At 64.1% G+C, this 24510-nt stretch carries 25 protein-coding genes and 1 tRNA gene; 5 read left to right on the top strand and 21 right to left on the bottom strand.

The genetic code is table 11. The features are described from left to right. Positions 1 to 1263, bottom strand: coding sequence for a D-alanyl-D-alanine carboxypeptidase family protein (locus tag JQ566_RS15695; RefSeq protein WP_212373283.1), 1263 nt, complete (start codon positions 1261 to 1263; stop codon positions 1 to 3). 154 nt (positions 1264 to 1417) lie between these two features. Here JQ566_RS15695 and JQ566_RS15690 point away from each other — a divergent pair, with 154 nt between their 5' ends. After that, positions 1418 to 2374 (top strand): alpha/beta fold hydrolase, encoded by a 957-nt coding sequence (locus JQ566_RS15690; protein ID WP_212373282.1) that lies wholly within the window; start codon positions 1418 to 1420, stop codon positions 2372 to 2374. On the opposite strand, the gene JQ566_RS15685 is transcribed toward JQ566_RS15690, so the two are convergent. After that, on the bottom strand, positions 2368 to 3294 hold the full coding sequence (locus JQ566_RS15685) for a septal ring lytic transglycosylase RlpA family protein (RefSeq protein WP_212373281.1): 927 nt from the start codon (positions 3292 to 3294) through the stop codon (positions 2368 to 2370). The genes JQ566_RS15690 and JQ566_RS15685 overlap by 7 nt on opposite strands. A gap of 789 nt (positions 3295 to 4083) precedes the next feature. Here JQ566_RS15685 and JQ566_RS34855 point away from each other — a divergent pair. Further along, positions 4084 to 4212 (top strand): hypothetical protein, encoded by a 129-nt coding sequence (locus JQ566_RS34855; RefSeq protein WP_283814348.1) that lies wholly within the window; start codon positions 4084 to 4086, stop codon positions 4210 to 4212. A gap of 33 nt (positions 4213 to 4245) precedes the next feature. Here the strand turns inward: JQ566_RS34855 and JQ566_RS15680 are convergent, their stop codons facing one another. Continuing rightward, complete coding sequence (locus tag JQ566_RS15680; RefSeq protein ID WP_434057821.1) at positions 4246 to 4581, bottom strand: hypothetical protein; 336 nt, start codon at positions 4579 to 4581, stop codon at positions 4246 to 4248. 144 nt (positions 4582 to 4725) lie between these two features. Between JQ566_RS15680 and JQ566_RS15675 the strand changes: the two genes are divergently transcribed. After that, positions 4726 to 5217, top strand: a complete 492-nt coding sequence (locus JQ566_RS15675; protein ID WP_249139487.1) for a GNAT family N-acetyltransferase — start codon at positions 4726 to 4728, stop codon at positions 5215 to 5217. A 19-nt stretch (positions 5218 to 5236) separates the two neighbouring features. Here the strand turns inward: JQ566_RS15675 and JQ566_RS15670 are convergent, their stop codons facing one another. The 5 genes from JQ566_RS15670 to JQ566_RS15650 form a co-directional block, all read right to left on the bottom strand. Next, entirely contained in the window at positions 5237 to 5554 is a 318-nt protein-coding gene (locus tag JQ566_RS15670; RefSeq protein ID WP_212373278.1) for a DUF1476 domain-containing protein, read from the bottom strand. 248 nt (positions 5555 to 5802) lie between these two features. Next, positions 5803 to 5994 (bottom strand): hypothetical protein, encoded by a 192-nt coding sequence (locus tag JQ566_RS15665; RefSeq protein ID WP_100230537.1) that lies wholly within the window; start codon positions 5992 to 5994, stop codon positions 5803 to 5805. A gap of 242 nt (positions 5995 to 6236) precedes the next feature. Continuing rightward, the gene (locus JQ566_RS15660; protein WP_212373276.1) at positions 6237 to 6911 is read right to left on the bottom strand and encodes an endonuclease/exonuclease/phosphatase family protein; all 675 of its coding nucleotides are present in this window, start codon (positions 6909 to 6911) and stop codon (positions 6237 to 6239) included. Beyond that, positions 6911 to 8998, bottom strand: coding sequence for a VTT domain-containing protein (locus tag JQ566_RS15655; RefSeq protein WP_249139486.1), 2088 nt, complete (start codon positions 8996 to 8998; stop codon positions 6911 to 6913). Before JQ566_RS15655 ends, JQ566_RS15660 begins: the two co-directional genes overlap by 1 nt. A gap of 117 nt (positions 8999 to 9115) precedes the next feature. Next, positions 9116 to 9412 carry a hypothetical protein gene (locus tag JQ566_RS15650; RefSeq protein WP_212373274.1) on the bottom strand — a complete coding sequence of 99 codons (297 nt, stop codon included), beginning with the start codon at positions 9410 to 9412 and terminating at the stop codon, positions 9116 to 9118. Between the two features lie 426 nt (positions 9413 to 9838). Here JQ566_RS15650 and JQ566_RS15645 point away from each other — a divergent pair, with 426 nt between their 5' ends. Next, positions 9839 to 10447, top strand: a complete 609-nt coding sequence (locus tag JQ566_RS15645) for a sll1863 family stress response protein (RefSeq protein WP_212373272.1) — start codon at positions 9839 to 9841, stop codon at positions 10445 to 10447. A gap of 501 nt (positions 10448 to 10948) precedes the next feature. Here JQ566_RS15645 and JQ566_RS15640 read toward each other — a convergent pair. Continuing rightward, positions 10949 to 11236: a hypothetical protein gene (locus JQ566_RS15640; protein ID WP_212373271.1), complete on the bottom strand. Its 288-nt coding sequence runs from the start codon at positions 11234 to 11236 to the stop codon at positions 10949 to 10951. Continuing rightward, positions 11187 to 11930: a class I SAM-dependent methyltransferase gene (locus JQ566_RS15635; RefSeq protein ID WP_212373270.1), complete on the bottom strand. Its 744-nt coding sequence runs from the start codon at positions 11928 to 11930 to the stop codon at positions 11187 to 11189. Before JQ566_RS15635 ends, JQ566_RS15640 begins: the two co-directional genes overlap by 50 nt. Positions 11931 to 12350: 420 nt before the next feature. Here JQ566_RS15635 and JQ566_RS15630 point away from each other — a divergent pair, with 420 nt between their 5' ends. After that, complete coding sequence (locus JQ566_RS15630; protein WP_212373269.1) at positions 12351 to 12740, top strand: hypothetical protein; 390 nt, start codon at positions 12351 to 12353, stop codon at positions 12738 to 12740. 324 nt (positions 12741 to 13064) lie between these two features. Here the strand turns inward: JQ566_RS15630 and JQ566_RS15625 are convergent, their stop codons facing one another. From JQ566_RS15625 to JQ566_RS15575, 11 genes are all read right to left on the bottom strand, one after another. Then, the gene (locus JQ566_RS15625; RefSeq protein ID WP_212373268.1) at positions 13065 to 13805 is read right to left on the bottom strand and encodes a cation efflux transmembrane domain-containing protein; all 741 of its coding nucleotides are present in this window, start codon (positions 13803 to 13805) and stop codon (positions 13065 to 13067) included. A gap of 219 nt (positions 13806 to 14024) precedes the next feature. Continuing rightward, positions 14025 to 14114 (bottom strand) — tRNA-Ser (locus tag JQ566_RS15620). Between the two features lie 269 nt (positions 14115 to 14383). Beyond that, complete coding sequence (locus JQ566_RS15615) at positions 14384 to 14707, bottom strand: hypothetical protein (RefSeq protein ID WP_212373267.1); 324 nt, start codon at positions 14705 to 14707, stop codon at positions 14384 to 14386. A 332-nt stretch (positions 14708 to 15039) separates the two neighbouring features. Further along, positions 15040 to 15357 (bottom strand): hypothetical protein, encoded by a 318-nt coding sequence (locus JQ566_RS15610; RefSeq protein ID WP_212373265.1) that lies wholly within the window; start codon positions 15355 to 15357, stop codon positions 15040 to 15042. A gap of 397 nt (positions 15358 to 15754) precedes the next feature. After that, positions 15755 to 17605: a dihydroxy-acid dehydratase gene (gene ilvD / locus JQ566_RS15605; RefSeq protein WP_212373263.1), complete on the bottom strand. Its 1851-nt coding sequence runs from the start codon at positions 17603 to 17605 to the stop codon at positions 15755 to 15757. A 260-nt stretch (positions 17606 to 17865) separates the two neighbouring features. Next, positions 17866 to 18789, bottom strand: coding sequence for an ABC transporter permease (locus JQ566_RS15600; protein ID WP_249139485.1), 924 nt, complete (start codon positions 18787 to 18789; stop codon positions 17866 to 17868). Then, positions 18786 to 19715, bottom strand: a complete 930-nt coding sequence (locus JQ566_RS15595; RefSeq protein ID WP_212373260.1) for an ABC transporter permease — start codon at positions 19713 to 19715, stop codon at positions 18786 to 18788. The genes JQ566_RS15600 and JQ566_RS15595 overlap by 4 nt, the downstream gene beginning before the upstream one ends. Further along, positions 19715 to 20701 carry an ABC transporter ATP-binding protein gene (locus JQ566_RS15590; RefSeq protein ID WP_212373259.1) on the bottom strand — a complete coding sequence of 329 codons (987 nt, stop codon included), beginning with the start codon at positions 20699 to 20701 and terminating at the stop codon, positions 19715 to 19717. Before JQ566_RS15590 ends, JQ566_RS15595 begins: the two co-directional genes overlap by 1 nt. Beyond that, positions 20698 to 21681: an ABC transporter ATP-binding protein gene (locus JQ566_RS15585; RefSeq protein WP_212373258.1), complete on the bottom strand. Its 984-nt coding sequence runs from the start codon at positions 21679 to 21681 to the stop codon at positions 20698 to 20700. Before JQ566_RS15585 ends, JQ566_RS15590 begins: the two co-directional genes overlap by 4 nt. A gap of 1 nt (position 21682) precedes the next feature. Further along, complete coding sequence (locus JQ566_RS15580; RefSeq protein WP_212373257.1) at positions 21683 to 23320, bottom strand: ABC transporter substrate-binding protein; 1638 nt, start codon at positions 23318 to 23320, stop codon at positions 21683 to 21685. Positions 23321 to 23348: 28 nt separating this feature from the next. After that, a complete protein-coding gene (locus tag JQ566_RS15575) occupies positions 23349 to 24164 on the bottom strand; it encodes a sugar phosphate isomerase/epimerase family protein (protein WP_212373255.1) in 816 nt (271 codons plus the stop codon). Positions 24165 to 24510 lie beyond the last annotated feature (346 nt).

The raw sequence follows: 24510 nt of genomic DNA, 5'->3' as shown, positions 1-24510 counted from the left end.
TCAGAGCTTCTCGGCGCCCGCGCGGAACATGCCGATCACGAGCTCGCTGGCGCCGTCGATCGCGCGGCGCATGGTGGAGCCGGTGCCGATCGCTTCGGCGGCATAGACCGGCGTTTCGACCGCGATGTTGCCGCTGCGCCAGACCCTGACCACGCCGACCCGCTGGCCGGCCTCGACCGGCGCGCGCACCGGGCCGCTATAGACGATGCGCGCAATCAGCTTGTCGCTGCCATTCTTGTGCACCATCACCTTCACCGGCGTCTTGGCGACGAGCTTGACCGAGCGGCTCTCGCCGCCGAACACCTTGGCGTAGCCGACCGGCTGCTCGGCCGCGATCAGGGTGCGGGTCTCGAAATTGCGGAAGCCCCATTCCAGCATCTTCTTGGCTTCCGTGGCGCGATCCTCGGGGTCATCGAGACCGTTGACGACGACGATCAGCCGCGTGCCGTTCTGCACGGCCGAGCCCACCATGCCATAGCCGCCTTCCTTGGTGTAGCCGGTTTTGAGACCGTCAGCGCCTTCCATCGAATTGAGCAGCGGATTGCGGTTGGGCTGGCGGATCTTGTTCCAGGTGAACTCCTTCTCGCCGAACAGTTTGTAGAATTCGGGGAAGTCGAGAATGATATGCCGGGCGAGGATGCCGAGCTCGCGCACCGTCATCTTGTTGCCGGGGTCGGGCAAGCCGTTGGAATTGGCGAAGGTCGATCTGGTGAGGCCGAGCTCGCGCGCACGCTTGGTCATGAAATCGGCGGCAAAGATCCGCTCATTGCCCGCCATGGCTTCGGCAAGTGCAATGCAGGCGTCGTTGCCGCTCTGGATGATTGCGCCGTGGAGGAGATCGTCGACCGAGACCTTGCTGTTGATAGCGGCGAACATGGTCGAGCCGCCCGAGGGGGCCCCGCCCCTGCGCCAGGCATTCTCACTGATCCGGTACTCGTCGGTCAGCTTGATGTCGCCCTTCTTGATGGCGTTGAAGACGACCTCTGCCGTCATCAGCTTCATCATGCTCGAGGGCGCGCGCAGCTCGTCGGCGTTCTTCTCGAACAGCACGCTGCCACTGGAGGCTTCGATCAGGATCGCGGTCGGGGCATCGCCATCGAAGCCGACATCTTCCGCTTTCTTGGCGCCCTGGACGCTCTGGTTGGCGGCATAGAGCGCCCCGCCCCAGCCGATGCCAGCCACCAAAACCGTTGCGATCAGCCCGCGCGCCAGCACGCCGGCGCTGAGCCGGTTGCGACGAAGCAAAGGAACACGAAATGCCATGGCGAAGCCCTGAGAGAGGCCTTCTAACAGTTGGAACAGATGCGAACAACACGCGGTTCGACGCTTGTCCCTGAGATTGCACGATTCTCGTTGCGCCCCTATCGTGGCACCTCATGTTTCTCGACCAAACCCCTGAAACAAGGCAGAAAAGCGAATGTCCTCAACCCGCATGATCAAGGCCAACGGGATCGAGCTGTTCGTCCGCGAAGCCGGCCAGGGTCCGCTGGTGGTGCTGTGCCATGGCTGGCCGGAACTGTCCTACTCCTGGCGCCACCAGATCCCCGCGCTCGCCGGGGCCGGGTTTCACGTCGTCGCCCCCGACATGCGCGGCTACGGCCAGAGCGCGGCGCCGCCCGATGTGAACGCTTACTCGATCTTCGACACGGTCGGCGACGTCGTCGGCCTCGTCCAGGCGCTGGGCGAAACCAAGGCAATGGTGGTCGGCCACGACTGGGGCGCGCCGGTCGCCTGGCACGCGGCGCTGTTCCGGCCCGACATCTTCACCGCGGTCGCAGGCCTGAGCGTGCCGCCGCCGTTCCGCGGCCGCGGCAAGCCGCTCGACCTGTTGCGCCAAGGCGGCGTCACCAATTTCTACTGGCAGTATTTTCAGACGCCCGGCGTCGCCGAGGCCGAGCTCGAGCGTGACGTCGCCCGCACCATGCGCATCGTCCTCGGCGGACGGGGCCTCGCCGATCCCACCGCGGCCATGTTCGTGCAGGAGGGCAAGGGCTTTCTCGGCCATGCGGGCGCAGAGGAGCCGCTGCCCGGCTGGCTGAGCGAGGCTGATCTGGCCTATTTCACCGAAAGCTTCCGCAAGTCCGGCTTTCGCGGCGGGCTGAACTGGTACCGCAACATCGACCGCAATTGGGAGCTGACTGCGCCCTGGCAGGACGCGCAGATCCACCAGCCTTCCCTCTTCATCGCAGGCTCGAAAGACGCAGTGATCACCGGCCTGATCGGGGCCAAGCGCGTCAACGAGCTCGAGCGGGTGCTGCCCAATCTCAAGGGCAAGCTGATCCTCGACGGCGCCGGCCATTGGGTGCAGCAGGAGCGGCCCGACGAGGTGAACGCGGCGCTGGTGAAATTCCTGACGGCGAGCGCGGCTCAGTAGAGGCCGCGGCCGCTCAGGATGCTGCGGGCCTCGGCGGCGCCGTCGGCCGACGCGGGAGCGCGCTCGGTCGCGTAGCGGCCGTCCTCGTCATAGGACACCGCGCGGGCGTTCTGCAGTGCCCGGCCCCGGCTGCGGCTCGAGGCCGACATTTCCGAGGTCGCGTTGAGCGAGGCCATATCGGCCGAGCTGTTGCCGAGATTGTAGGGCCGTCCCTCCGGCATCGGGACCTCGCCGCGAATGGCGCCGCGGGTCGAGGACGGCAGCTCCGGCACGAACGGCTTGGCCGAGGCGACCCGGACCATCGAGGGCGACGGCGCTGGAACGCCGGTGCGCAGGGTCGCCAGAAGCTGGCGGTCGTCGGAGCCCTCAAGCGGCGCCCGGCCGACATATTCGACCCGGACCTTGGCGACGCCATTGCCTTTGAATTCAAGGAGTTCGGCGGCCTTGTTCGAGACATCGATGAGGCGGTTACCGTGATAGGGCCCGCGGTCATTGACGCGGACGATCAGCGACTTGCCGTTCGAGGTGTTGGTGACCCGCGCGTAGGACGGCATCGGCAGGGTCGGATGCGCCGCGGTCAGCGAGGTCATGTCGAACACTTCGCCGTTGGCGGTCAGGCGGCCGTGGAAATCATCGCCGTACCAGGACGCCATGCCCTCGGCGCGGTAGTTGACGTCCTCCTCCGGCACGTAGGTCTTGCCCGCCACGACATAGGGCTTGCCGACGCGGTAGGTGCCGCCGCCCTTCGGGACCGGATCGCCCCAGGCCACCACCCGGGGGCTGGAGGACACGCCGTATTTTGGATCGACGCGGCTGGCGAACTTGTTCGAGGAGGCGCAATTGGCGAGCACAACGCAGGTCGCGACCGCCGCAACACCGCGCGCGGCCCGCAAAACCGAATCTGACCGTCGGATCCCCATGCGCCCCAAATACCACTTTGCCGGAAGCCTACCCTACCCGCCTTGGCTACGGGGGCGCTGTCCGGTCGTTCTGATTCCGAGACGGCCCACCACCGCGTCGGAAGTAGTAAGGATAACGCAACCCGAACACGGCGGAAATGGGGAGCCCACAGCGATCACGCCGGGATGGTAAACGCGAGGTTCGCTTCTCCCCGTTGATCTACGGAACCTGGGTGCCCTGCTCTGTGCCAAGGCTGGACATTCTGTTGCGCCAAATCCTCACTCCACCCCCATTGTCACGCCGCTCGCCGAAATTCTTTTGACTGTGCAAGGCTCCACGCGTTCTCTCGGATGCAAGGGCGGGATTTGGAATTTAACGATGATCGAGACGGTTTCGGCACTGATGGGTCTGGTAAGCGCGGGGATCTTCCTGGCCCATGCGTTTGAAGGTTATCGCACGAGGGCCTGAAGGCACTCGCGCGGGCGGCAAGCATCACCTCTTTCAAGGCGGCGCGTTCGGACAATTTTGATCGATCCGATCGAGCATCGAAGACGAGAGCGGCAGGTGTCCCATGCGTAATCATGACCTCGTATCCGATGGCTTCCTGGCATTGACCGCGGGCGGCTTGGTGCTGCTCTGCTCGAGCCTCGTGGCTCTTGCGTTTGCCTGAGCCCCACTTCCACTTTTCCAACACGGCTCCACCGCGGCGCAGCAAGCGCTAATTGTTTCGCTCCCATTCAGTTGATCGAATTTCTGCGCTCGGCGCCTCGACTAATTGCGAGAGGTCATCACCAATGAGGGTGACGCAAATGCTTGCCGAGAAATTCTTCCTGGTCCTGGAATCCCTGATCCGCGGCGACCGCACCTATCCGGATGGAAGCCCCCTGGTCATCAGCACCTCCCCGCACGTGCCGGTCAGGCTGCCGGCGCAGAAATAGCCGGCGCGTCCGCAAGCCGGGGATACGCGCCGTTCAGCGCAGACCCAACAGCGAACGGCGGTAGAAGCTGTCGCGGGCCTCGTTCAGGCAGACGAAGCCGCCGTCAAAACCCTGGCCATAGCGCTTCTGACCCTTGCGGTAGTAGATACCCTTCCTGAAATCCAGCCAGACCACGCTGTCATGCGGGCAATGACGCTGCGCCTGCGCCTCGTAGCGAAACGGCGTCAGCGGCGTCGCCGAGACCTCGGCGCCGCCTGCACCAACCAGCATGGCGCCAGCACATGCGATTGCGCCGGACCACTTGCCAAAGCCGCTCCGAGACACGCCCCACCTCCCGCTCGTCGCCGTCGCCCGACGGCCGGTCGGCATGGTAGCACGAAACAGCACTGCCCATTGAATGCGCGTCGCGTCTTCCGCCGGCCATCTTGTCGGGGTACATGACGCGAGATCATCGCATGCCGAGTAAGCACCGCCCGCACGGCTTGCAACCCACCGGCTGCCCTGCGAGGCTTCATGTCCGCCGACAAGTTCATGTCCGCCGATAAGGAGGTGTCTTTCAGGCCGGCGCGTCCGTACGATGCGGAAACGGTGTTCAACGTCACCCAAGCCTCGATCGCGGGTCTGTCGCGTGGATGCTATTCGCAGATTCAGATCGAAAACTGGATGGGCGAACGGACACCCCGGTTCTACGAAAATCTCATCGCTAGGGGGCGAATGACGGTGGCCCTTCGCAACGGGATCGTCGTCGGCTTCGTCGATGCTGAGCCCGGCGAGGTCACCCGCTTGTTCGTCCTGCCCGAGGCGGCCGGCTCCGGGCTCGGTCAGCGGCTGCTCGACATCGGCGTCGCCCAGGCGCGCCTCGGCCATGACGGACCGATCCGTCTTGAAGCCACAATCAATGCCGAGACTTTCTACCGACGATACGGCTTTAGAAGCACGGGCAGAGGGCAGTTCTCTCACGGCCTCGGCGGCGAGCCCATCGAGATAGTGCACATGGAGCTGTGAGCGCGCGCCGCACGCTTGCTCAGGATTGTGCTTCGAGCTGCGCCAGCGCCTGGTGCAGACATTCCTGAAGCTTCTGAGCGACCTGCTCGCGCGGGATCCCCTTGCCTGCGAGATCGCCCGACACCTTGCCGACGACATCGTCGATCGTCCGGCTCTCCAGATGGTCCGTCACCAGCGCGGTTGCGTAGCTTGCCGCGGCATCGCCGCTGAGCCCGAGCTGGCCTGCGGCCCACAGCCCGAGCAGCTTGTTGGACCGCGCGGTAGCCTTGAACATGAATTCCTCGTCGTGGGCGAATTTGGCCTCAAAGCCCTGCTCGCGCTTGTCGAACGTGGTCATGGTCAGCTCCATTCTGATTCGCTGCTGAGGATCGGACTTGCCGGGAGCGAACGTCTCCGTGGTTCACGTCAGTTTAGGATCATTTGAAGCTTCCTCCCGGAAGCCGAACGCCGTCAAGCTTGCCGATGCGCCCCAGGGCGGGTGCACGGGACGCACCAGCCCCGCGCCAGTCAAGTCGGTCAAGCTTGGGATGTTTACCATCGCCGCCGGGAGAAGCGGTTCAGAAATTGGGTGGCGCGCGCGTTCGCTCAGCCCTTCGCCGCCGCAGCTTCACGCGCCAGCCGCTCGGCCTTCAGCCGTTCCTTGTTGGCATAAAACGCCTTCTGCGCCGCTTCATGATCGCGCATGGCCTTCTCCGCCTCGACCCGGCGTGCCGCGTCGCGCGCTTGGCGCTGTTCGGGGGTCAGGGGTTTGCGTCGGAAGGAAAGGTCTTCAGTCATGCCAAATCAACGTAGCGGCGAGGAAAAAGTTCCGCTTGGGTAAGCTGACGGGCCCAAGCGCTGACACAAAACCCGCGAAACAACCCCATGCACAGTAGCTAAGTCCCGTTGCGACAACGCCTTTTGCATCCGCGCAAAACTCGGTTGCCCCGTCGGGCGAAACCGTCGCACCTCCGTCTTCGGAAAACCATCAGGGAAGCGGATCGGCCGCACGAAGCTCCTCTTTCGTCAGCAGACAACATCTAAATCTCGATGTCTGCCATCACAGGCAAATGGTCTGAATGGGCCCTTGCCTCTCCATCGGTCCAAACTTTCACAAACCGGCTGTCGGGCGTTGCATAGATCCTGTCGAGCCGTAGAAGGGGCAGACGCGCCGGGAAGGTTCGCAACCGCGTGCGGTTTGGGCAGACCTGCGCGAGCACGCGCCGCACCGACTTCACCCAGAACCAGTCGTTGAAATCGCCGAGGACAACGGTCCTTCCAGGCTTCACCAGGCTCGCCAGGGCCTGAGCTTGCGCATAGCGCTCGTGGATACTGAGGCCGAGATGAGTGGCCACCACGCGCACATCGCCGGCCAGTGTCAGCAGTCCAGTGGCAATCGCTCTGCGTGGTTCCCGCTCCCGATACGACACGTCGACGATCTCGGGCACGTCGGCGAACGGAAAGCGGCTCAGGAGCATCTGACCGTAGTCGCCATCCTCAGTGACGATCGACTTGGCGTGAACGCCGTGATCGCCGACGACACTCGCCAGCTTCGCGAACGGATCGTCCGACCGCGAGCGCGAATCCACCTCCTGAAGCGCGACGACATCCGGCGACCACTTGCGAATGATGGAGCAAACGCCCTCCAGATCGAACTTCGGATTGAGATTGAACGTGCCATGCACATTCCACGTCATGAAGCGCATCGGCGCCATCAGCGCCTCCCGGCGAGCCACGTCGCGACGAATTGTGCGCCCGCGCAGATCCCGAGCCAGCCCAGAAACGCCAGGGCCAATAGCGAGATGTTGCTCCAGGAGGCATTCCTGGCCAGATCCGCGATCTGAGCTCCCAGAACGGCCATGGCGAGAATCCCGGGCATCATGCCCAGCAGAGTTCCAACCAGGAAGTCGCGAAGCGGCAGCGTGCTCGCACCGGCCGCGACATTCACCAACGAGAATGGTGCGACGGGAATCATCCGGATGACGACGACAGCCAGAATGCCCTTGCCTACGACACGTTCCTGGATGCGCCCTGCACGTCGCCCGAGCAACTTCTGGAGGCGTTCTCGGCCCAGTGACCGTCCGATCACAAACACGACGAAGGCGCTGAGCAAGACGCCGGCCATTGCGGTGACGAAGCCCAGCCATGGCCCAAGTGCGGCAGCAGTAGCTGCAATGAGCACGAGAACCGGAAACACGACCAGCCCGCCGACGACAAAAGCTGTGATCGCGAACAGTGGACCCCAGATGGACTGCGAATAGGCAGACAGTAGCGTCGAGATGCGCGCGGCGTCGGCAAAATCGCTCAAGGACGTGTACGACCAAGCCATTGCCAGCCCGAAAAGCCCCACCGTTATCGACGCAATGCCTATTATTGTATTCGTGCTCCACATGCGCGATGCCGCCCGTTCCAGATGAAGAGGCCGCTCAGGATCCGTCACCGGCTGGACCATTGTCGCCAGAGCACTGGTCAGGACCGAGGACTCCACGTCCCGCAGCGTCTTCGTCCCATCGGCCCTCGCCACGTCGTCCAGCAGAGCGAAAAGACGATCCTGGTTTTGCCCTATGATCTGTTCGTCGAGACCGCAGAAATGGGCTATCAGGCGGTGGCGGACCGACGCGATGAAATCCCGATGCTCCTCGGTTGCGGCTTCAAAAATCAGGTCACATTCGCAGTCGGCACCCATCGACCGATTGTTCAGGTTGGCCGATCCGATCCTCAAGATCCGGTTGTCGACGATCATGAGCTTGCTGTGCACCATCACGGCAGCTTCGGTGTCCCCGCTGCGCGAGACCGGGTAGACGAAGCGGATGCGATCGGCGACTCCTGCCGCACTGAAGCAGTCGATGAAGGCCCCGCGGCCGTTTTGCATGGCCTGGGATTCCAGCCATGAGGAGTGCAGCTTGGGAGCGACGACCAGAACCCGAAGCGAAGGCACGCGAAGCATCTGCTCCGCCAATTCACGGGCGATCTTGATGGCGCTGGTAAACTGGTTCTCGATGTAAACGAGGCTCGTTGCGGACCGGATCGCTGCAATCAACGAGCGTTCGACCTCATTGATGCTCGAGCCTGCAGGACAGACGACCTCGGTCCTAGCGATACCCACCGGCATATGCTCAGCCTCGACCGGGACGTTGGCCGGCCACCGACCGCTCTTCGGCGCGCGCCCGTCATGACGCGGGTCATGGGCCTTTTGACCTGCCGCACGCCAGCGCTGTTCCGCAATGTCGAATAGCGACGCCGCAGCCTCCCCGTCGACCATGCATTGAACATCATGAAAGGGCGGGTATGGCTTGCCCTCGGGGTCGCAGCGCAATGCGTGAACGGCGCGATGCTCACTCGTGTCCCAGCGCCTGATCGTCAGATCGAGCCCGCCGACGAACGCCAGTGAACCGTCGATACAGACGATCTTCTGGTGTTGGGCCGACCCAAACGGAAGCGTGGCATCCAGGTGAAATCGGACGCGGCCATATGTTTCGGCGGTCAGTTTCGCCGCGGAGTTCCATTCCCTTTCGGAGGCGTAAAACGAGACGAAATCCCAGACGAGAATGTCGATCCGCAAGGTGGGACGGCGATGAACGAGCGCGCGCAGGAATGCCCCGAGTTGTTCCGGCAGGCCGTCATCCGCTCGTCCGGAAGCACCGACCAGCCTGGTTTCGCTATGGATGTCCCAACCGATGATGTAGACGAGATCTTGCGCCTCCAGCAGCGCTTGCCGTAGCGCCGCGAAATAAGCGGCAGCATCGTTCAGAACCGCCACACGCTGCGCTTCACAGTGCCGCCAGACGGTGTCGCCGGGCATCAAGGTCGATGAACTCTGAAGCAGGTGGACCTCGCAATTCGCGTTTGCGTCTAAACGCGCTGGATGCTCAAGGGGTTCCACGTCTTCAGGGGGGCGGTTCAGTGTGTGCGAATGCCGTTACCTGGTACGCACGGTGGTTGCACCTGCGCTCCTCAAGGCGTCTGCAATCCTCTCAGGGGTATCGCCGTGGAAATCCACGGAGACCTCGATCAGACCTTCCAGCTTCTGCCGACCCTGTGGCGCGGGCGCAGCCTTGACGTCGCTACCGGCCGGCCGTGTCCCCACCGTATTCGCATCGCCGGCGGCTTGAACGAACACATCGCTTCGCGGCACGCCGCATTCCTGCACGACATGCTCGACCGCAAGCTCGGCGCCGCGGCGCGTGTCGAATTCTCCGATGATCGTGCTTTCCAAGGATGCTCTCCGTGTGGTCGAGAGTGCGAACAACAAGCGAGCTGGGGCCAAGTTCCTGGAGTGGAGTTCCTGGCGTTGAGCGAACGGCATCTCAAAGGCGGAGATGATGGATCGGCACCCACGCGGTGAAGATCAGAACCGAATGATCCCGAACAGGAAGAGCAGCGCCACGGTGATCAGGCCGGAGATCAGCAGCGAGCCGAGACATCCCAGCCGGTTGGAGAAGAAGAAGAAGAAGAACATGCGTGGCCCGCTGCGAAGCTCCCTGCCGGGCTAATCTCTCGAGTTCGATAGCGTTCCTGACGCGCTTTCGTTCGTCCTTATGGCCAAGCACGCCGGTGCCAGACCACAAGGTCATTGAGACAGGTCAATACGAGCAAGCCCGAGTTCTGGAATTCTAACTTCGACAACTCAACGGAGGCGGCCATGTCACAGCAGAGCAGCATGCATTTCTATCTCAACTGGGCCAAGGAGCGGATCGACGAAATGGACGCCGCGTTGGCCTCGTTCGAGGTCAAGGCCGGCCAGGCCAAGGCCGAGTCCAAGGTGAAGACGGATCAGCTCCTGTCCGATCTGACCAAGCGCCGCGATGAGTTTCAGGAACTGCTCAAGGCCAAGGCGCAGGCGGGTGAAGCCGCTTGGGCGGATGCCAGGGCCGACATGGAAAGGCAATGGAATGGATTCGAAGCCCAGGTGAAGACCTACTTCGAAGGCGCTGGCAAACAGCTCGAGCAGCAGCAGGCCACGTTCAGGGATCTTGCGGCTGCACAGGCCAAGGCCTGGCGGGAAGCCGCGGACAAGATCCGCGAGGCTGCGGGCAAGGTGGCCGCAGCCCGCACCGCGGACGTCGATGCCGCGCTCAAACAGATGAAGTCCGATGCCTCCGAAGCAGAAGCACGCCTGCAGAAGCTGAAGCAAGCGGGCAGCGAGTCCTGGTCCGTGATGAGCGCCGCGCTCGCCGAATCCCGGAAGGCGTTCGATCAGGCGAACAAGGCCGCGTGGGACGCGCTGAAGGGCGGTGATACCAAGAGCTGACGACTGGTTTCAGTCGCATGCCCGAAGAGAAGGAGAGTGAGACCCGTGTGGCGACGGCCGCGGGCCGAGCGTAATTCACGCCCCTGCCCTTACGGGCCAACACGACTATCGATCAGGACACTTGCAATAAGCATCTGATCTTCCGGATGAATCCGGGCGCGTGCGGCCAATACACAGACGGAAGGGGTGTCCTGTCAACTCCGTTGAAATCGCTAGGTTTTTGCCCCTGCCGCGAGAGCGATCTGCGGTCTTAGCCACGGTGGACATCCAAGACCGTAGCTTGGACAAACCTGCGAATGCTCGCCGTCAGCGTGCCATGGAGGCGTACAGAGATGGGACAAAAGGGGCGAGCTGTTGAACGTGCACACGAGCTGCCAGATCTCCTGAAAATGCTTCAGGAGCTTCACGAGCTGAGAGAAAGGGTCCGGCTCGCCGAAGCCGCTCGCGTGTTGCATTAGCCTGCGCCGGAAAGCTCATCGCCCTTCCGGGGGCTTCGGCGCGTCAGTCCCACAGCTCTTCGCTGATCCGGTCGCCCCGTGTCGCGCTGCCGTGCTCGAAAAGCACCTCGTCCAAGGACACCAGGGGGCTGTCGCCGAATTTCCGATACTTCTGAGGGAAGAGCTTGTTGTGCTCCCTGACGTGCCAGCTCACTTTTGATTGGCGTTCGAAATCGTTCGCGCAGGTGAGCGCGTTGATGTCTACATGTGATTTCCCAAAGAAAAAGCCCCAGAAGGGGGCTCTAGGCGGCGACGATGCGCCCTTTGATTGCGAATAGATCAGGCGGATCATATCGCCTGAATTGCTCTGCTACTCGTAGATCTGCCGGCGGATCGCCAGCCACTGAACTCTCTTCCATGATCGCAAATCCGGCCTCACGGAACAGCCTCAGATAGTCGCTATGCCGGAGCCGATTGACGAACTGCTTGCCGCTGTTGAATGGCCGCCACTCCTCGTCCGAGAAGCGGAGGAAATTCAGCCGGGAGACCGACTTGTCAGAACGTGCATAGTGATCGCTGTAGTCGATCGAATGCGTGGTGATCCCTTTTGTGACCGCTCGCAAACCCTTCAGGAGAGTAGCGAGTTGATCAGCTGGAACATGCTCCAGCACTTCATTTGAGCACGAGCAGTCGACCTGCTCGTCATCTGGACCAACATAGTGCGGAGCAAGATACTTTACCCCGAACCGCTCCAGATCGTCCCAGCCCGCCAACTTGACCTGTCCGGCCAGGATGCGATCCGCCGCATGCTGGATCAAATCCAGCTTGCCAAGCCGCTCCACGTCGGAACTGATGACTTGCGTCACGCCCAGGCGCCGCAAAGCCAGCGGCACGGCTAGGTCCCGGCCAGCCCCAACCTCGAGCACAGACGTTGGTGTTCCGCCAACATGGCGCGCGTAATCCTCGACAACGCGGCGCGCGATGCCAGCCAAGGCATCGAGCGTTTTGGCCGGCCGCGGCCAGTTCTTTGTGACGTGCCGTTGCAAGAAATAATGGACATGGGCCCCGCCAGGGAGGTCCAGACCTCGGAACGCCAACGCCTTAAGCCGCCAATACATGGCGGCCGATTAGCACGATTACAGGTTGAAAGAAACCCTCTTAGTAACTCGCCCAAGCCCCAACGAACGTCGTCGTGACCGATCCGCCATTGTTCACTGTGTTGGTGCAACCGTTCGGAACAGCGTTGCTAACGTAGACGGAGCTGGCGGCGGAAGCTCTGTTGCTGATCCCAGTTGCTCTCGTGTTCGGGCAGATCCCCGCGCACTACATCTTTGGCGCACTTCAGGATGACGGGCTGGGGCAGTCCTTGTTCCTTGTGTGGATCGGCGGCGCATACGTCTATTTTCTCGCTCGCCGCGGATGGCTCCCCGCTCGCGGTTTGTCGATAGCTAATCGTTGCATCCGCCGTGGCGTACTTCCTGGTTGCGTGCCCCTACGCGGAATATCAGCCGAAAACCTATCCTCTGCTGATACTATTCTTGCTTGGGGTCGTGGGGGCAACGCAGGCAATGTGGGCAATCAATTCAGATGCGCTGACAGGAGCCGTCGGGCTCTTTTCGGGATACTCCTTCACCCTATACCTGATCCACCACACGATCATGTATCCCGCCTTCCTTCTGTGGAAGGATGGCGGTTGGCTGGTCTTCGGATGCACGATCATCCTCGCCAATGTCGTAGCCGCCACTCTCGCGGTTTTTACCGAGATGCGTCACAAGCAGCTTGCGAAACACCTGTTGGCAGCGCGCGCAGTGTTTTCCGGCGATGCGACTGCTACCAAGCGCGCGGATTGGGCGTGAATACGACGTCCGTTGCCGACACCGACGTCACATTTGTCGTCGCTCCGGACTGACTGTTCGAAACCAGCACTGAGCACCCATTGATCGCCATCGGCGGGCTCAGCACTGCCCGAAGTGATGGCGTGTGGGCGCACGTGGCGTGAGCACAGCGTAGTTCACGCCCCCTCCACCTACGGGCCAACACCACGATCGATGCCCTCGACCAGGGACAATAGCGACTGACGGCAAGCGGCGCTCTATTGCTGATGGACCTGCCCGACTGCGCGGGGTCTCGTTCTTTCCGACACGCATTGTGGCCCCTCCTCGCCACTCGGGGCACGAGTGTCAACGAGCGGCAGCGGTTTGTTGGCTTGCGGAGTTCTCTGCATTGAACTCGGTCCAAGCCTGCCGGAGTACCTGGATCGAGGATGTCAGGAAGATGCCCCCCATCACGGCGGCGACGAGGAGATCGGGCCAAGCCGTGTCGGTGCCCCAGACGCCCAAGGCGGCGACCACCACGATCACGTTGCCGATTGCGTCGTTTCGCGAGCAGAGCCAAACAGATCGGACGTTCGCGTCCCCATCCTTGTACGGCCTGAGCAACAAGACCGAACCGAGATTGGCCGCTAGAGCAAGAAAGCCGATCGCGCCCATGACCTCTGCCTTTGGCAAACCGAGAATGAGCGTTTGGTAGACAGTTGACCCGACGACCCAGAGCGCCATCACGCTGAGAGAGAGGCCTTTGAAAAGGGCGGCGGTAGCTCGGCGTCGCAAGCTTGCACCGATCACGGCCAAGCTGAGACCATACGTCACAGTGTCGCCGAGGAAGTCCAATGCGTCCGCCTTCAACGCCTGCGAACCAGCCAACTGCCCAGCAAGCATCTCGATCAAGAACATGGTGCCGTTGATGGCGATCACGGTCCAGAGAATGCGCTTGTACGTAGGGTCCATTCCGTCGAAGACAGGCACCCCGCCGGAACAGCCACATGCCGCCCCTACGGACCCGCGCTCGGTTCGCCGAACAGGTTCGAGGTTCAACGGTGGTGGGCTGCAGCACGAGCTGTTCTGTCCACAGCATTCAGTCATGATGACGATCCCCAGTCTCCTGAGCCTATCAGCTAACGACGCTTCCCGGTAGCTGCGGTACCCCTCGCAGCTCTCGTGCTGGCTGCGCGACGAAACGCGCCGCCGCTCTCATAGTCCACGTCTTCCATGGGCTCGCTGCAGCAGCTCTCCGTAGCACCCGTCGACTGGAAGCCGTTGGAACTGCTGAACTTTGGGAAAGTCGACGACTTGGCGTCGGACTGGCGGAAGGGGTGGGATTCGAACCCACGGTACCCTTGCGGGCACGCCGGTTTTCAAGACCGGTGCCTTAAACCACTCGGCCACCCTTCCAGTCCCGGAACGGTGTCGCTTAACGTAGTCGACCGCGTAAGGCAACGCGAAGTTGGCGCCCTCCCCTCCAGCGTCTTTGTCAGGCAGGCGTCAGCCTGTTCCTCTAGTCTAGCCACTCGGCAATCCCGATGCCGGCGACATCTCCCAGGGCGTCGCTGGTTGCGAGGCCCGGTTGGATTGGTCTCCATACCCGGGCCTCGTTTTGCGCCTCGCCAAAAGCAAACGGCGCCCCGCGAGGAGCGCCGCTCTTAGCCGTCTGTTGCGTCAGCTCAGTAGCCGCAGGACGCGCAGCCCATCTGCACCGGGGCGTAATAGGAATAGCCGGGCGAGACCATCTCGACGCGTTGGCGTGTGGCGTATTGCGGCGGGATGCGCTCATACTGGACGCTCGGTGGCGCGACCATCACGGTCTGCGGCACCATCACGGTGCGATACTGCGCCGGCGAGCGGTGCGCGACCACGGCGCCCGGCGATACCATCACGGTCTCGTCGACGGTGCGGTATTGCGGCGGCACGTATTGCTGCTGATAGCAGGTCGTGCACGGCGGCGGCGTATAGCAATTATAGCAACCGGCGGAGGCTGCGCCCGTCATGGAAATTGCGGCGACGGCTGTGGAGAAAACAACGGCGAGAGTACGAGACATTGCGGTGGCGCCCCAGTTGCCCGAAATGGATTTGCGAAGGTCGCAGCATTATACGCCGCAAAACCTGGCTTTGCCGAACTTCGTCGGGGCATCCTTAATGCGAACGGCCGATCGCAGCGGAGCGGTAAGAACTCATTGACCACGCGCATTAACGCGCGGGATGTTTGCACCGAGGTCCGCATGACAAGCGAGAGCGCGATCGCTGCTCCGGCGCTCGAACATCGCCGCGGTACTCGTTCGAACATAACTCGAAGCGTTCATCTGCCTTCGATCGACGAGCTTCAACGCCTCGCTGCTCTTTCCAGGAACTCCAGCAGCGAGGGATCGGTCTCCTCCAGTTCGACAAAGCAGCGGCGCAGCTCGTCGGCGATCTCGGCGGTAGCGTCCCGCGACCATCCCTCCGCGGTATTGAAGGCGACGATACGTGTGGGATGGAGATACTGCCCTTCGGCGAGATGCCTGAGCAGGGTCGCACGATTGGCGTCCTCCTCTGCAGTCTCGCACCAGGCCCGGCCCAGCCGGCGGCCGAAGTCATCGAGCACGAGATAGACGTCCCGGTCTGTCGTAATTTGCGGCACGAGTGATGGAGAAGGACTCATGGCTGACTCCGCTGCTGGCAATCCGGACCGTTGCGGACGGATCTCGACACGGCGACCGCCTCGGCCGAATTCGGAAAAAGGGATTTCGGCTATTTTTCCTAGGATGGCATGATTAAATCAAAAATAAAATGCAAATTAATAAAAATTAAATGGCGATGTGTGGATAAATGCATTAAGTTGGCCGTGCCTGGCGGGCGAGCCCGCACGTCGGGTGCCCACTTCGCAAACGGCTCCCGCTCCCACCCCCAACAGCCCACGCCCCGGGAAGCGGGGGCCGTTCTTTCCGAAACTCCGTTCCGGCTCCGCGTTTCCAGCAACGGCGCATCTGCGCGCCCGCGTGGAGCCGCGAGTCGTTCCGAAGACCGTCGATCCAGCCTGTGACGTGCCGACCAGGCGGCTATTTCGAGCGCCGCTTCACCTCGCGCACCGCGCCGCGCGCGGCGCTGGTGGTGAGCGCAGCGTAGGCCTGCAGCGCGGTCGAGACGTTGCGCTTGCGGCCCGCCGCCTGCCAGGCGGCATCGCCCTTGGCCTCTTCCGCGGCGCGGCGCTTGGCGAGCTCCTCGTCGGCCACCTCGAGGCTGATGCTGCGGTTCGGGATGTCGATGGCGATGATGTCGCCGGTGCGCACCAGACCGATGTTGCCGCCCTCCGCCGCTTCCGGCGACAGATGGCCGATCGACAGGCCTGAGGAGCCGCCGGAGAAGCGGCCGTCGGTGACGAGCGCGCAGGCCTTTCCGAGGCCCATCGATTTCAGATAGCTGGTCGGATACAGCATCTCCTGCATGCCGGGGCCGCCGCGCGGGCCTTCGTAGATGATGACCACGACCTCGCCGGCGACGACCTTGCCGCCCAGGATGCCCTCGACCGCCGCGTCCTGGCTTTCGAACACGCGCGCGGGGCCGGAGAATTTCAGGATCGAGGCGTCGACGCCGGCGGTCTTCACGATGCAGCCGTCCTGCGCGAGGTTGCCGTAGAGCACGGCGAGGCCGCCGTCCTTGCTGAAGGCGTGCGCGAGATCGCGCACCACACCCTTCTCGCGGTCGGCATCGAGCTCGTCGTAGCGGCGCTCCTGGCTGAAGGCGACCTGGGTCGGGATGCCGCCGGGCGACGCGCGGTAGAAGGTGCGCACCGCTTCGCTCTTGGTGCGCTTGATATCCCAGCGCTCCAATGCCTCGTTCATGGTCGGCGCGTGCACGGTCGAGACCGAGGTGTCGATCAGGCCAGCGCGGTCGAGCTCGCCCAGGATGCCCATGATGCCGCCGGCGCGGTGCACGTCCTCGACATGCACGTCGGCGACGGACGGCGCGACCTTGCAGAGCACGGGCACGCGGCGCGACAGGCGGTCGATGTCGCGCATGGTGAACTCGACCTGCCCTTCATGGGCCGCGGCGAGCAGATGCAGCACGGTGTTGGTCGAGCCGCCCATCGCAATGTCCAGCGTCATCGCGTTCTCGAATGCCTTGAAGTTCGCGATGTTGCGCGGCAGCACGCTGGAATCGTCCTGCTCGTAATAGCGGCGGACGAGATCGACGATGGTGTGGCCGGCCTCGACGAACAGGCGCTTGCGGTCGGCATGGGTTGCGACCACCGAGCCGTTGCCGGGCAGCGCGAGGCCAAGCGCCTCGGTGAGGCAGTTCATGGAATTGGCGGTGAACATGCCCGAGCAGGAGCCGCAGGTCGGGCACGCCGAGCGCTCGATCACCTTGACGTCGTCGTCGCTGACCTTGGAGTCGGCCGCCGCCACCATGGCGTCGATGAGGTCGACGGCCTTGGTCTTGCCCTCGAGCTTGACCTTGCCGGCCTCCATCGGCCCGCCCGAGACGAACACGGTGGGGATGTTGAGCCTGAGCGCTGCCATCAGCATGCCGGGCGTGATCTTGTCGCAGTTGGAGATGCAGACGAGGCCGTCGGCGCAATGCGCGTTGGCCATGTACTCGACGCTGTCGGCGATCAATTCGCGCGACGGCAGGCTGTAGAGCATGCCGTCATGGCCCATGGCGATGCCGTCGTCGACCGCGATGGTGTTGAATTCCTTGGCGACGCCGCCGGCCTGCTCGATTTCGCGCGCCACCAGCTGGCCGAGGTCCTTCAGATGGACGTGACCGGGCACGAACTGGGTAAAGGAGTTGACGACTGCGATGATCGGCTTGCCGAAATCGGCGTCCTTCATGCCCGTCGCGCGCCAGAGCCCGCGGGCGCCCGCCATGTTACGGCCGTGGGTGGTGGTGCGGGAGCGATAGGCTGGCATGTTTCCGTCCTCGGGTTTGCGGGCCGGGCGGGAAAATGTGGAGCCGCCTCAGGCCTTTCCGGCCGGATAGCGCACGGACCGGGCGGGCGCAACGGAAACTTGGTCCGGACAGGGCTCCCCTGCTCCCGGCGCGGGCTGTCGCGGACGTTCCCCGGGCGCAGCGCAGCGTGAAACGGTGCGCTGCAGAACCGGGGTCCAGACTTGGGGCGGCGTGGGTCCCGGCTCGCGCTTTGCGCGTCCGGGACACGAGACCCCTGCCCCTATTGCAGCGTCGGATCCAGCCGGTCGCGCAGCCAGTCGCCGATCACGGAGACGGCCAGCGTGGTGACGACGATGGTGGTGGCCGGCGCCAGCATGATCCAGGGCGCCCGGGTCAGATATTCGCGGCCGTAGCCGACCATGTTGCCGAGGCTGGTCATCGGCGGCTGCACGCCGAGGCCAAGGAAGGACAGGCCGGACTCCATCAGGATCACCTCGGGGAAGACCAGCGTGGTCGAGACGATCAGGGTGGAGGCGATGTTGGGCAGGATGTGCCGGAGGTAGATCCGCGACGGCGTCGCGCCCAATTGGAGGACGGCGGCGGCGTAACCTTGCGCATTGGCGGAAATCGCAAGGCCGCGCGCGATGCGGGCGTAGCGCTCCCAGCCGAACAGGCCCATCAGGCCGATCAAGAGCGGCAGCGAATTGCCGAAGAAGGCGAGCACCGCCAGCGCCATGATCAGGAAGGGCATGCTGGCCTGAAAGTCGGACAGCATCAGCACGAGTTGCTCCACGGCGCCTCGGAAATGCGCGGCGAGGAAGCCGAGCGCGGTGCCGACGATCGCCGAGATCGCGGTGGCGCCGAAGGCGATCAGCAGCGAGATGCGGATGGACACGAGCAGCCGCGACAGCACGTCCCGGCCGAGCTCATCGGTGCCGAGCCAGTGCGCGGTATTGCCGGGCGCCGAGAGCCGGTTGCGCAGGTCGAGCTGGGTGAAGCCGTAAGGCGCGATCTTCTCCGCGAAAGCCGCGATCACCAGCATCGCGACGATCCATGTGATCGCGAGCGCGACCGAGACCGGGATGGCCGGCAGGCTGATGCGGCGCCGCAAGCTAGATTCTAGTCTTGACGCGTTTTCTTTACGCGAACCGGAATCCACTTCGCTTGAAAACGCTTTGGTATCCTTCAGCGTCGCGTCGGTCATGCGTGCGCTCCCTTGGTACGCAGGCGCGGATCGAGGAAGCCGTAGAGGAAGTCGACGATCAGGTTGGACGTCACCATGGTCATCGCGACCAGCAGCAGGATGCATTGCACGACCGCGAGGTCGCGGTTGGCGACGGCGACGACGAGCAGGCGCCCTACTCCCGGCCAGGCGAACACGCTCTCGACCACGACCGCGCCGGCGATCAGCGTACCCACCATGAAGCCGAGAATGGTGACGGTCGGGATCGCCGCATTCGGCAGTGCATGCGACGTCACCACCTTGCGCCACGGCACGCCTTTTGCGGATGCGGTGCGGATATAGGGCTGGCCCAGCACCTCCAGCATCGCACTGCGGGTGAAGCGCGCCAGCACCGCGGCGCCGCCAAGGCTCAGCGTTGCGATCGGCAGGATGGCGTGGCGCCAACTGTCCTGCCCGCCCGACGGCAGCCAGCCGAGCTGCACGGCGAACACGAGCACCAGCACCAGCGCGAGCACGAAGCTCGGCACCGTGAAGCCGGCGACCGCCGTCATCATCACGGCGCGGTCGATTCCCGAACCGCGATGCAGCGCGGCGTAAATACCGGCGGGAATGCCGAGCGCGACCTTGAAGGCGAAGGCCGGCAAGGTCAGCGCCAGCGTCGCCGGGATGCGCTCCAGCACGAGCTCGATCGCGGGCCGGCCGTCGCGCATGGAGCGGCCGAGCTCGCCCTTGGCGATGGCGCCGAAATAGTCGAAATATTGGGCCCAGATCGGATCATCGAGGCCCCACGCCTTGCGGAATGCCGCGAGCACCTCCGGCGGCGCCTCCGGTCCCAGGATCATCAGCGCGGGATCGCCCGAGAGGCGAAGCACGACGAAGGCGAAGGTGACGACGAGGACGATCGTCAGCGCCGCGCGTCCAATGCGAATGGCGAAATAGCGTCCCATCAGGCTGCGTCCCGTGTCACGGCGCCCGTGACGAGATGGCAGGCGACCTGCCTGTCGCCGCCGACGGTTTCGAGCGCCGGCACCTCGCTCGCACAGCGCGCGATGGCGCGCGGGCAGCGTGGATGGAAGGCGCAGCCTTGGGGGCGCGCGGCCGGATTCGGCGGATCGCCTGACAGCACGATCCGGCCGGCGCTGCGGCGGCCCGGCGCGGGCGAGGCCGAGACCAGCGCCTGGGTGTAGGGATGCTCGGGCCGCGCGAACAGGTCGTCGGCACTGCCGATCTCGACGATGCGGCCAAGATACATCACGGCAACGATGTTGCTGATCTGCCGGACGACGCGCAGATCATGGCTGATGAACAGCAGCGTCAGCCCAAGCTGCGCCTGGAGATCGGCGAGCAGGTTCACCACCTGCGCCTGGATCGAGACGTCGAGCGCGCTGACCGGTTCGTCGCAGACCAGGAAATCCGGCTTCGTCGCCAGCGCCCGCGCCAGCACGATGCGCTGGCGCTGCCCGCCGGAGAGCGCGCCGGGATAGCGTGCGCCATGCACCGGCGTGAGCTCGACCGCCCGCAGCAATTCGCGGACGCGCTCTTCGCGCATTGAGGCCGTGCCGAGGCCGTGAATGTCGAGCGGCTCGCGAATTTGCGTGGCGACCGGCAGGCGCCGGTCCAGCGCCCCGAGCGGATCCTGGAAGATCATCTGCATGCGCGCACGCTGCCCGCGCCAGGCGGCCGTTCCCGGCGTAGCCATCGGCTTGCCGTCGAACCGCACCTCGCCGCGGTCGGGCGGCTCGAGGCCGAGCACGATCCGGCCCGTGGTGGACTTGCCCGAGCCGGACTCGCCGACGAGACCCAGCGTTTGGCCTCTGGCAATCGTCAGCGACACGCCGTCGACGGCATGCACGGCCGTCGCTCGGCCGAACATTCCGGAGCGCATGCTGTAGCTGCGGGAGATCGCGGCGACCTCAACGAGCGGCGCGCTCATTCGGCAGCGATTCCGAGCAGCGCGCGGCGCGAGGATTCGGCGCGGATGCAGGCGACGCTCCGATCGTCTGCGATCGGCGCCAGGCTCGGCGCGGCCAGGCCGCACGGATCGGACGCCAGCGCGCAGCGCGGCGCGAAGGCGCAGCCGCCGGGCATGTGCGCGGGATCAGGCACGGTGCCGGGAATGGCGGTGAGGCGCCGGCGCGGTCCGTCGAGCGGCGGCAGCGCACCGATCAACCCTTGCGCGTAGGGATGCACGGGATCGGCGAACAGCTGGTTGCTCGGTGCCTCCTCGACGATGCGGCCGGCATACATCACCGCGACACGGTCGCAATTCTCCGCGACGACGCCGAGATCGTGGCTGATCAGCACCATCGCCATGTTCAACTCGCTGCGGATGGTGGAGAGCAGCTCCAGGATCTGGGCCTGAATGGTGGCATCAAGCGCCGTGGTCGGCTCGTCCGCGATCAACAGGTCCGGATTTCCGGCCAGCGCCATCGCGATCATGATGCGCTGGACCTGGCCGCCGGAGAATTCGTGCGGATAGGCCTCTAGCCGCCGCGCCGCATCGGGAATGCCGACGAGATCGAGCAGCCGCCGCGCTTCCGCCTTCACGGCGTTGCCTTGGAGATCACGATGCAGCGCCAGTGCTTCGCAGAGCTGCCTGCGGATGGTCAGCACCGGATTGAGCGCGCTCGCCGGATCCTGGAAGATCATGGCGACGCGCCCGCCCCTGACATGATCGAGCTCGGCGGCCGGCGCGCCGAGGATCTCTCGTCCCTCGAGCCGCACCGAGCCGGAGACCCGCGCATGCCGCGGCAACAGGCCAAGCGCAGCAAGCCACGTCACCGACTTGCCGGAGCCGGACTCGCCGACGAGGCCGAGGGCCTCGCCCTTCTGCAAGGCAATGTCGACGCCGCGCAGGACCGGCACGCCGTTGAAGGCGACGCGCAAGTCCTCGATGCTGACCAGCTGCGGCACCTCAGACCTCGAAATTGCCGGCGCGGAAATCCATCGCGAAGGCGGGCGCCGCCTTCCACTTGATCGATTTCGGCTTGGCCGTGAAGGTCGCGTTCTGGTGCAGCACCGTGTAGGCGGGATCTTCACGCTCGGCGATCTCGAGCATGCGGTGGAACGCCTTCCTGCGCGCGGCGCGGTCGGTCGAGGTTTCCAGGAACTCCGAGAGCTTGTTCAACTCGACATTGGTCCATTCGCCGATCTGCTGCTGCTGGCCGTTCGGACCGTGCTGGGCGACCAGCGAGGACACCGGATCGTTGAACGCGGCCGAGTTCGACCAGTCGCGCACCGCGCGCGTTGGGCTACGCTCCATGATCTGCGACCAGTTCTCCTTGGTCTCGATCTGCACGTTGAGGCCGACCGACTTCCACATCTCGACCAGGATCTGCGCGGTCGCCACCTGGTTGGTGTAGTAGTTGTTGAGCAGGCGGTACGGGATCGGGTCGCCCTTGTAATTGGCCTGCTTCAGCAGATCCTGCGCGAGCTTGGGATCATAGGCCGGCACGTTCCAGTCGGCGTTGAACATGTCGCCGTAGAACTCCCACTGCAGGCCCTTCGGCACGCGGGTGCGGCCGGCCCACAGGCTGTCGACGATGGCCTGGCGGTCGATCGCATGGGTAAAGGCGCGCCTGACAAGCGGATTGGCGAGCACGGCGTGGTTCTTGTCGAACACGGTCAGGCGGTGATTTTGGATGGTGCCGCCCTGCACTTCGAACGCGGCATTCTTCTCGATGCCGGCGATCTGGTCCGGCGGGATGTCGCAGGCGAACTGGTATTCGCCCGACAAGAGGCCGTTGATGCGGCTGGCGACCTCAGGCACTTCGAGGAAACGGATGCGCTTGAGCGGCGGACGACCGCCCCAATATTCGTCGTGGGCTTCGAGGGTCAGCGAGACGTCGGGCTTGAGCTCGACGACCTTGTAGGGACCCGTGGTGACGGGCTTGCGGGCCCAGTCGAGATAGCTGGTGGACTCTTCCCAGGCGCGGCGGTTCATGATGTCGGAGCCGTAGCGCGACAGCCGGCCCTCGATCGTGACGTCGGGCGTCGCGTTGTAGAAGCGCACCGTGTACTTGTCGACGGCATCGACCCGCACCAGGTCCGGCCAGATGCGGCGGGCGACCGCGGGCACATCAGGCGGCAGTTCCTTGCCCGGGCGCGGCGTCGGGATCTTCTCGAAGGCCTTGATGGTGGAGCGGTTCTTGGCCTCGGTGTCGCCGAACATGCGCTCGCGGCTGAAGGTGAAGACGACGTCTTCCGCCGTCAGCTCGTCGCCATTGTGGAACTTGACTCCCTGGCGCAGCTTCACCTCGACGGTCTGATCGTCGATGCGGCGCCATTCGGTGGCCAGCCCGGGCACGGCTTCGAGATTGCCGCGCCAGTTCTTCGAGATCAGGCCTTCCCAGATCGAAGAGAAGAACACGCGCTCGCCGACGTTGGACTGCTCACGCAGCACGTCGAGCACGTTCGAATTGGTGACCTTCTGCACGGCGATGGTCACCGACGGACGGTTGTCGCCTTGCGCGATTGCAAAGCGCGGCAGCAGCAATGTGCTTGCGGCCGCGCCGCCGGACTTCAGGATGGTGCGACGGGTGAATTTGCTCATGACGTAAGCCCTGCCCTTGTGATGTCGGTTATTCGGCGAGGCCGAGCGCGGCGAGATGGGCTGCGCCGGTGCGGACATCGTCGTGGTTGCGGAGTTCGAGGATCAGCCGCGGGTTTGAAGTCAGCCGGCCAAGGGCGCGGAATACGGCGACCCACGGGATATTGCCTTCGCCCGGCGCCCAGTGCCGGTCGGCAAAGCCGTCGGTGTCCTGGAGGTGCACGTGCGTCAGCATGTCGCCGGCGGTCTCGACGTAGTAGTCGACCGGCGGCGCGCCGGTGGAGATGTGGGCGTAATTGGCGTGGCCGGTGTCGAGCGAGACACGGACCTTGCTGCTTTCGAGCGCCTTGGCGAGGCGCACACGGTCGCGCGGATCCTTGTCCTCGATATTCTCGATGACGATCTCGCAGCCGATCGTCTCGGCACGCGCGATCACCTCGGCGAGCGTCGCCTTGACCCGTTCGACCAGATTGCCGCGATTGTCGGGATAGAGGTCGAGGTTGTTGTGGTCCCAGGTCGTGAACGGCGAATGGATCACCATCTGCGTCGCGCCGAGGAACTCGGCGGCGTCCAGCCCCTGGAGCAGGCGCTTGGTCACCGCCTGGCGGATCATGGGATCATGGCTGTCGATCTTGAAGCCCCAGAAGGGACCGTGGATGCCGAGCCGGCCGGTGTGACCGGCGAGCATCTGCTTGATCTCGCCGGCCGCGCTCCGCCAGTCGCCGTCGAGCAGATCGGCGCGGAAAAAATCCTGGATTTCCAGATCGCGCTGCCGCTCGAGAAGCCAGTCGCGATGCGCGGGGATCGATTTGATGGACAATGCGGCGCCCAACACCGGCTTCGACATGGCTTGCTCCTTCGGTCGTCAGCGATGACGGGGAGCAGCGCTAGACCAGTTCAGTGACAGGCCCGTGAAATGCAGATTGGCAGGTGCCGATGAGATGTGGACATCCCGTCGGTCGCGCGCTGCGGATCAGCAATCAGCGACCGATGCAGAACGAACACAGGGCAAGCGCAATCGTGTCCGTAGTGCTCCGGAATGGAATCCTATCCAGCCTTCGCGTACATCGCCGGACATCGATCGGCGGCCACTTCCACGGGCATCATCTCTGATCGCGCAACATGGGGTTGGGGGACCACATGGGGCGGGGGATTGAAGGCTGGGGGCAAGGTGACGAGGTCCGGACTCCTAG

Origin of the sequence: Bradyrhizobium sp. SZCCT0231, assembly GCF_018130245.1 — a bacterium.
In the GTDB taxonomy this organism is placed as follows: Bacteria; Pseudomonadota; Alphaproteobacteria; order Rhizobiales; family Xanthobacteraceae; genus Bradyrhizobium; species Bradyrhizobium japonicum_F.
Note: the sequence above shows the minus strand (reverse complement) of the source record. Positions and strands in the feature narration are given on the sequence as shown.

Coding starts and splice junctions, on each gene's coding strand:
- JQ566_RS15695 (WP_212373283.1), bottom strand. CDS start 1,263: ATGGCATTTCGTGTTCCTTTGCTTCGTCGCAACCGGCTCAGCGCCGGC.
- JQ566_RS15690 (WP_212373282.1), top strand. CDS start 1,418: ATGTCCTCAACCCGCATGATCAAGGCCAACGGGATCGAGCTGTTCGTC.
- JQ566_RS15685 (WP_212373281.1), bottom strand. CDS start 3,294: ATGGGGATCCGACGGTCAGATTCGGTTTTGCGGGCCGCGCGCGGTGTT.
- JQ566_RS34855 (WP_283814348.1), top strand. CDS start 4,084: ATGCTTGCCGAGAAATTCTTCCTGGTCCTGGAATCCCTGATCCGCGGC.
- JQ566_RS15680 (WP_434057821.1), bottom strand. CDS start 4,581: ATGCCGACCGGCCGTCGGGCGACGGCGACGAGCGGGAGGTGGGGCGTG.
- JQ566_RS15675 (WP_249139487.1), top strand. CDS start 4,726: ATGTCCGCCGACAAGTTCATGTCCGCCGATAAGGAGGTGTCTTTCAGG.
- JQ566_RS15670 (WP_212373278.1), bottom strand. CDS start 5,554: ATGACCACGTTCGACAAGCGCGAGCAGGGCTTTGAGGCCAAATTCGCC.
- JQ566_RS15665 (WP_100230537.1), bottom strand. CDS start 5,994: ATGACTGAAGACCTTTCCTTCCGACGCAAACCCCTGACCCCCGAACAG.
- JQ566_RS15660 (WP_212373276.1), bottom strand. CDS start 6,911: ATGGCGCCGATGCGCTTCATGACGTGGAATGTGCATGGCACGTTCAAT.
- JQ566_RS15655 (WP_249139486.1), bottom strand. CDS start 8,998: ATGCCCGGCGACACCGTCTGGCGGCACTGTGAAGCGCAGCGTGTGGCG.
- JQ566_RS15645 (WP_212373272.1), top strand. CDS start 9,839: ATGTCACAGCAGAGCAGCATGCATTTCTATCTCAACTGGGCCAAGGAG.
- JQ566_RS15640 (WP_212373271.1), bottom strand. CDS start 11,236: ATGATCCGCCTGATCTATTCGCAATCAAAGGGCGCATCGTCGCCGCCT.
- JQ566_RS15625 (WP_212373268.1), bottom strand. CDS start 13,805: ATGACTGAATGCTGTGGACAGAACAGCTCGTGCTGCAGCCCACCACCG.
- JQ566_RS15615 (WP_212373267.1), bottom strand. CDS start 14,707: ATGACGGGCGCAGCCTCCGCCGGTTGCTATAATTGCTATACGCCGCCG.
- JQ566_RS15610 (WP_212373265.1), bottom strand. CDS start 15,357: ATGAGTCCTTCTCCATCACTCGTGCCGCAAATTACGACAGACCGGGAC.
- ilvD (WP_212373263.1), bottom strand. CDS start 17,605: ATGCCAGCCTATCGCTCCCGCACCACCACCCACGGCCGTAACATGGCG.
- JQ566_RS15600 (WP_249139485.1), bottom strand. CDS start 18,789: ATGACCGACGCGACGCTGAAGGATACCAAAGCGTTTTCAAGCGAAGTG.
- JQ566_RS15595 (WP_212373260.1), bottom strand. CDS start 19,715: ATGGGACGCTATTTCGCCATTCGCATTGGACGCGCGGCGCTGACGATC.
- JQ566_RS15590 (WP_212373259.1), bottom strand. CDS start 20,701: ATGAGCGCGCCGCTCGTTGAGGTCGCCGCGATCTCCCGCAGCTACAGC.
- JQ566_RS15580 (WP_212373257.1), bottom strand. CDS start 23,320: ATGAGCAAATTCACCCGTCGCACCATCCTGAAGTCCGGCGGCGCGGCC.
- JQ566_RS15575 (WP_212373255.1), bottom strand. CDS start 24,164: ATGTCGAAGCCGGTGTTGGGCGCCGCATTGTCCATCAAATCGATCCCC.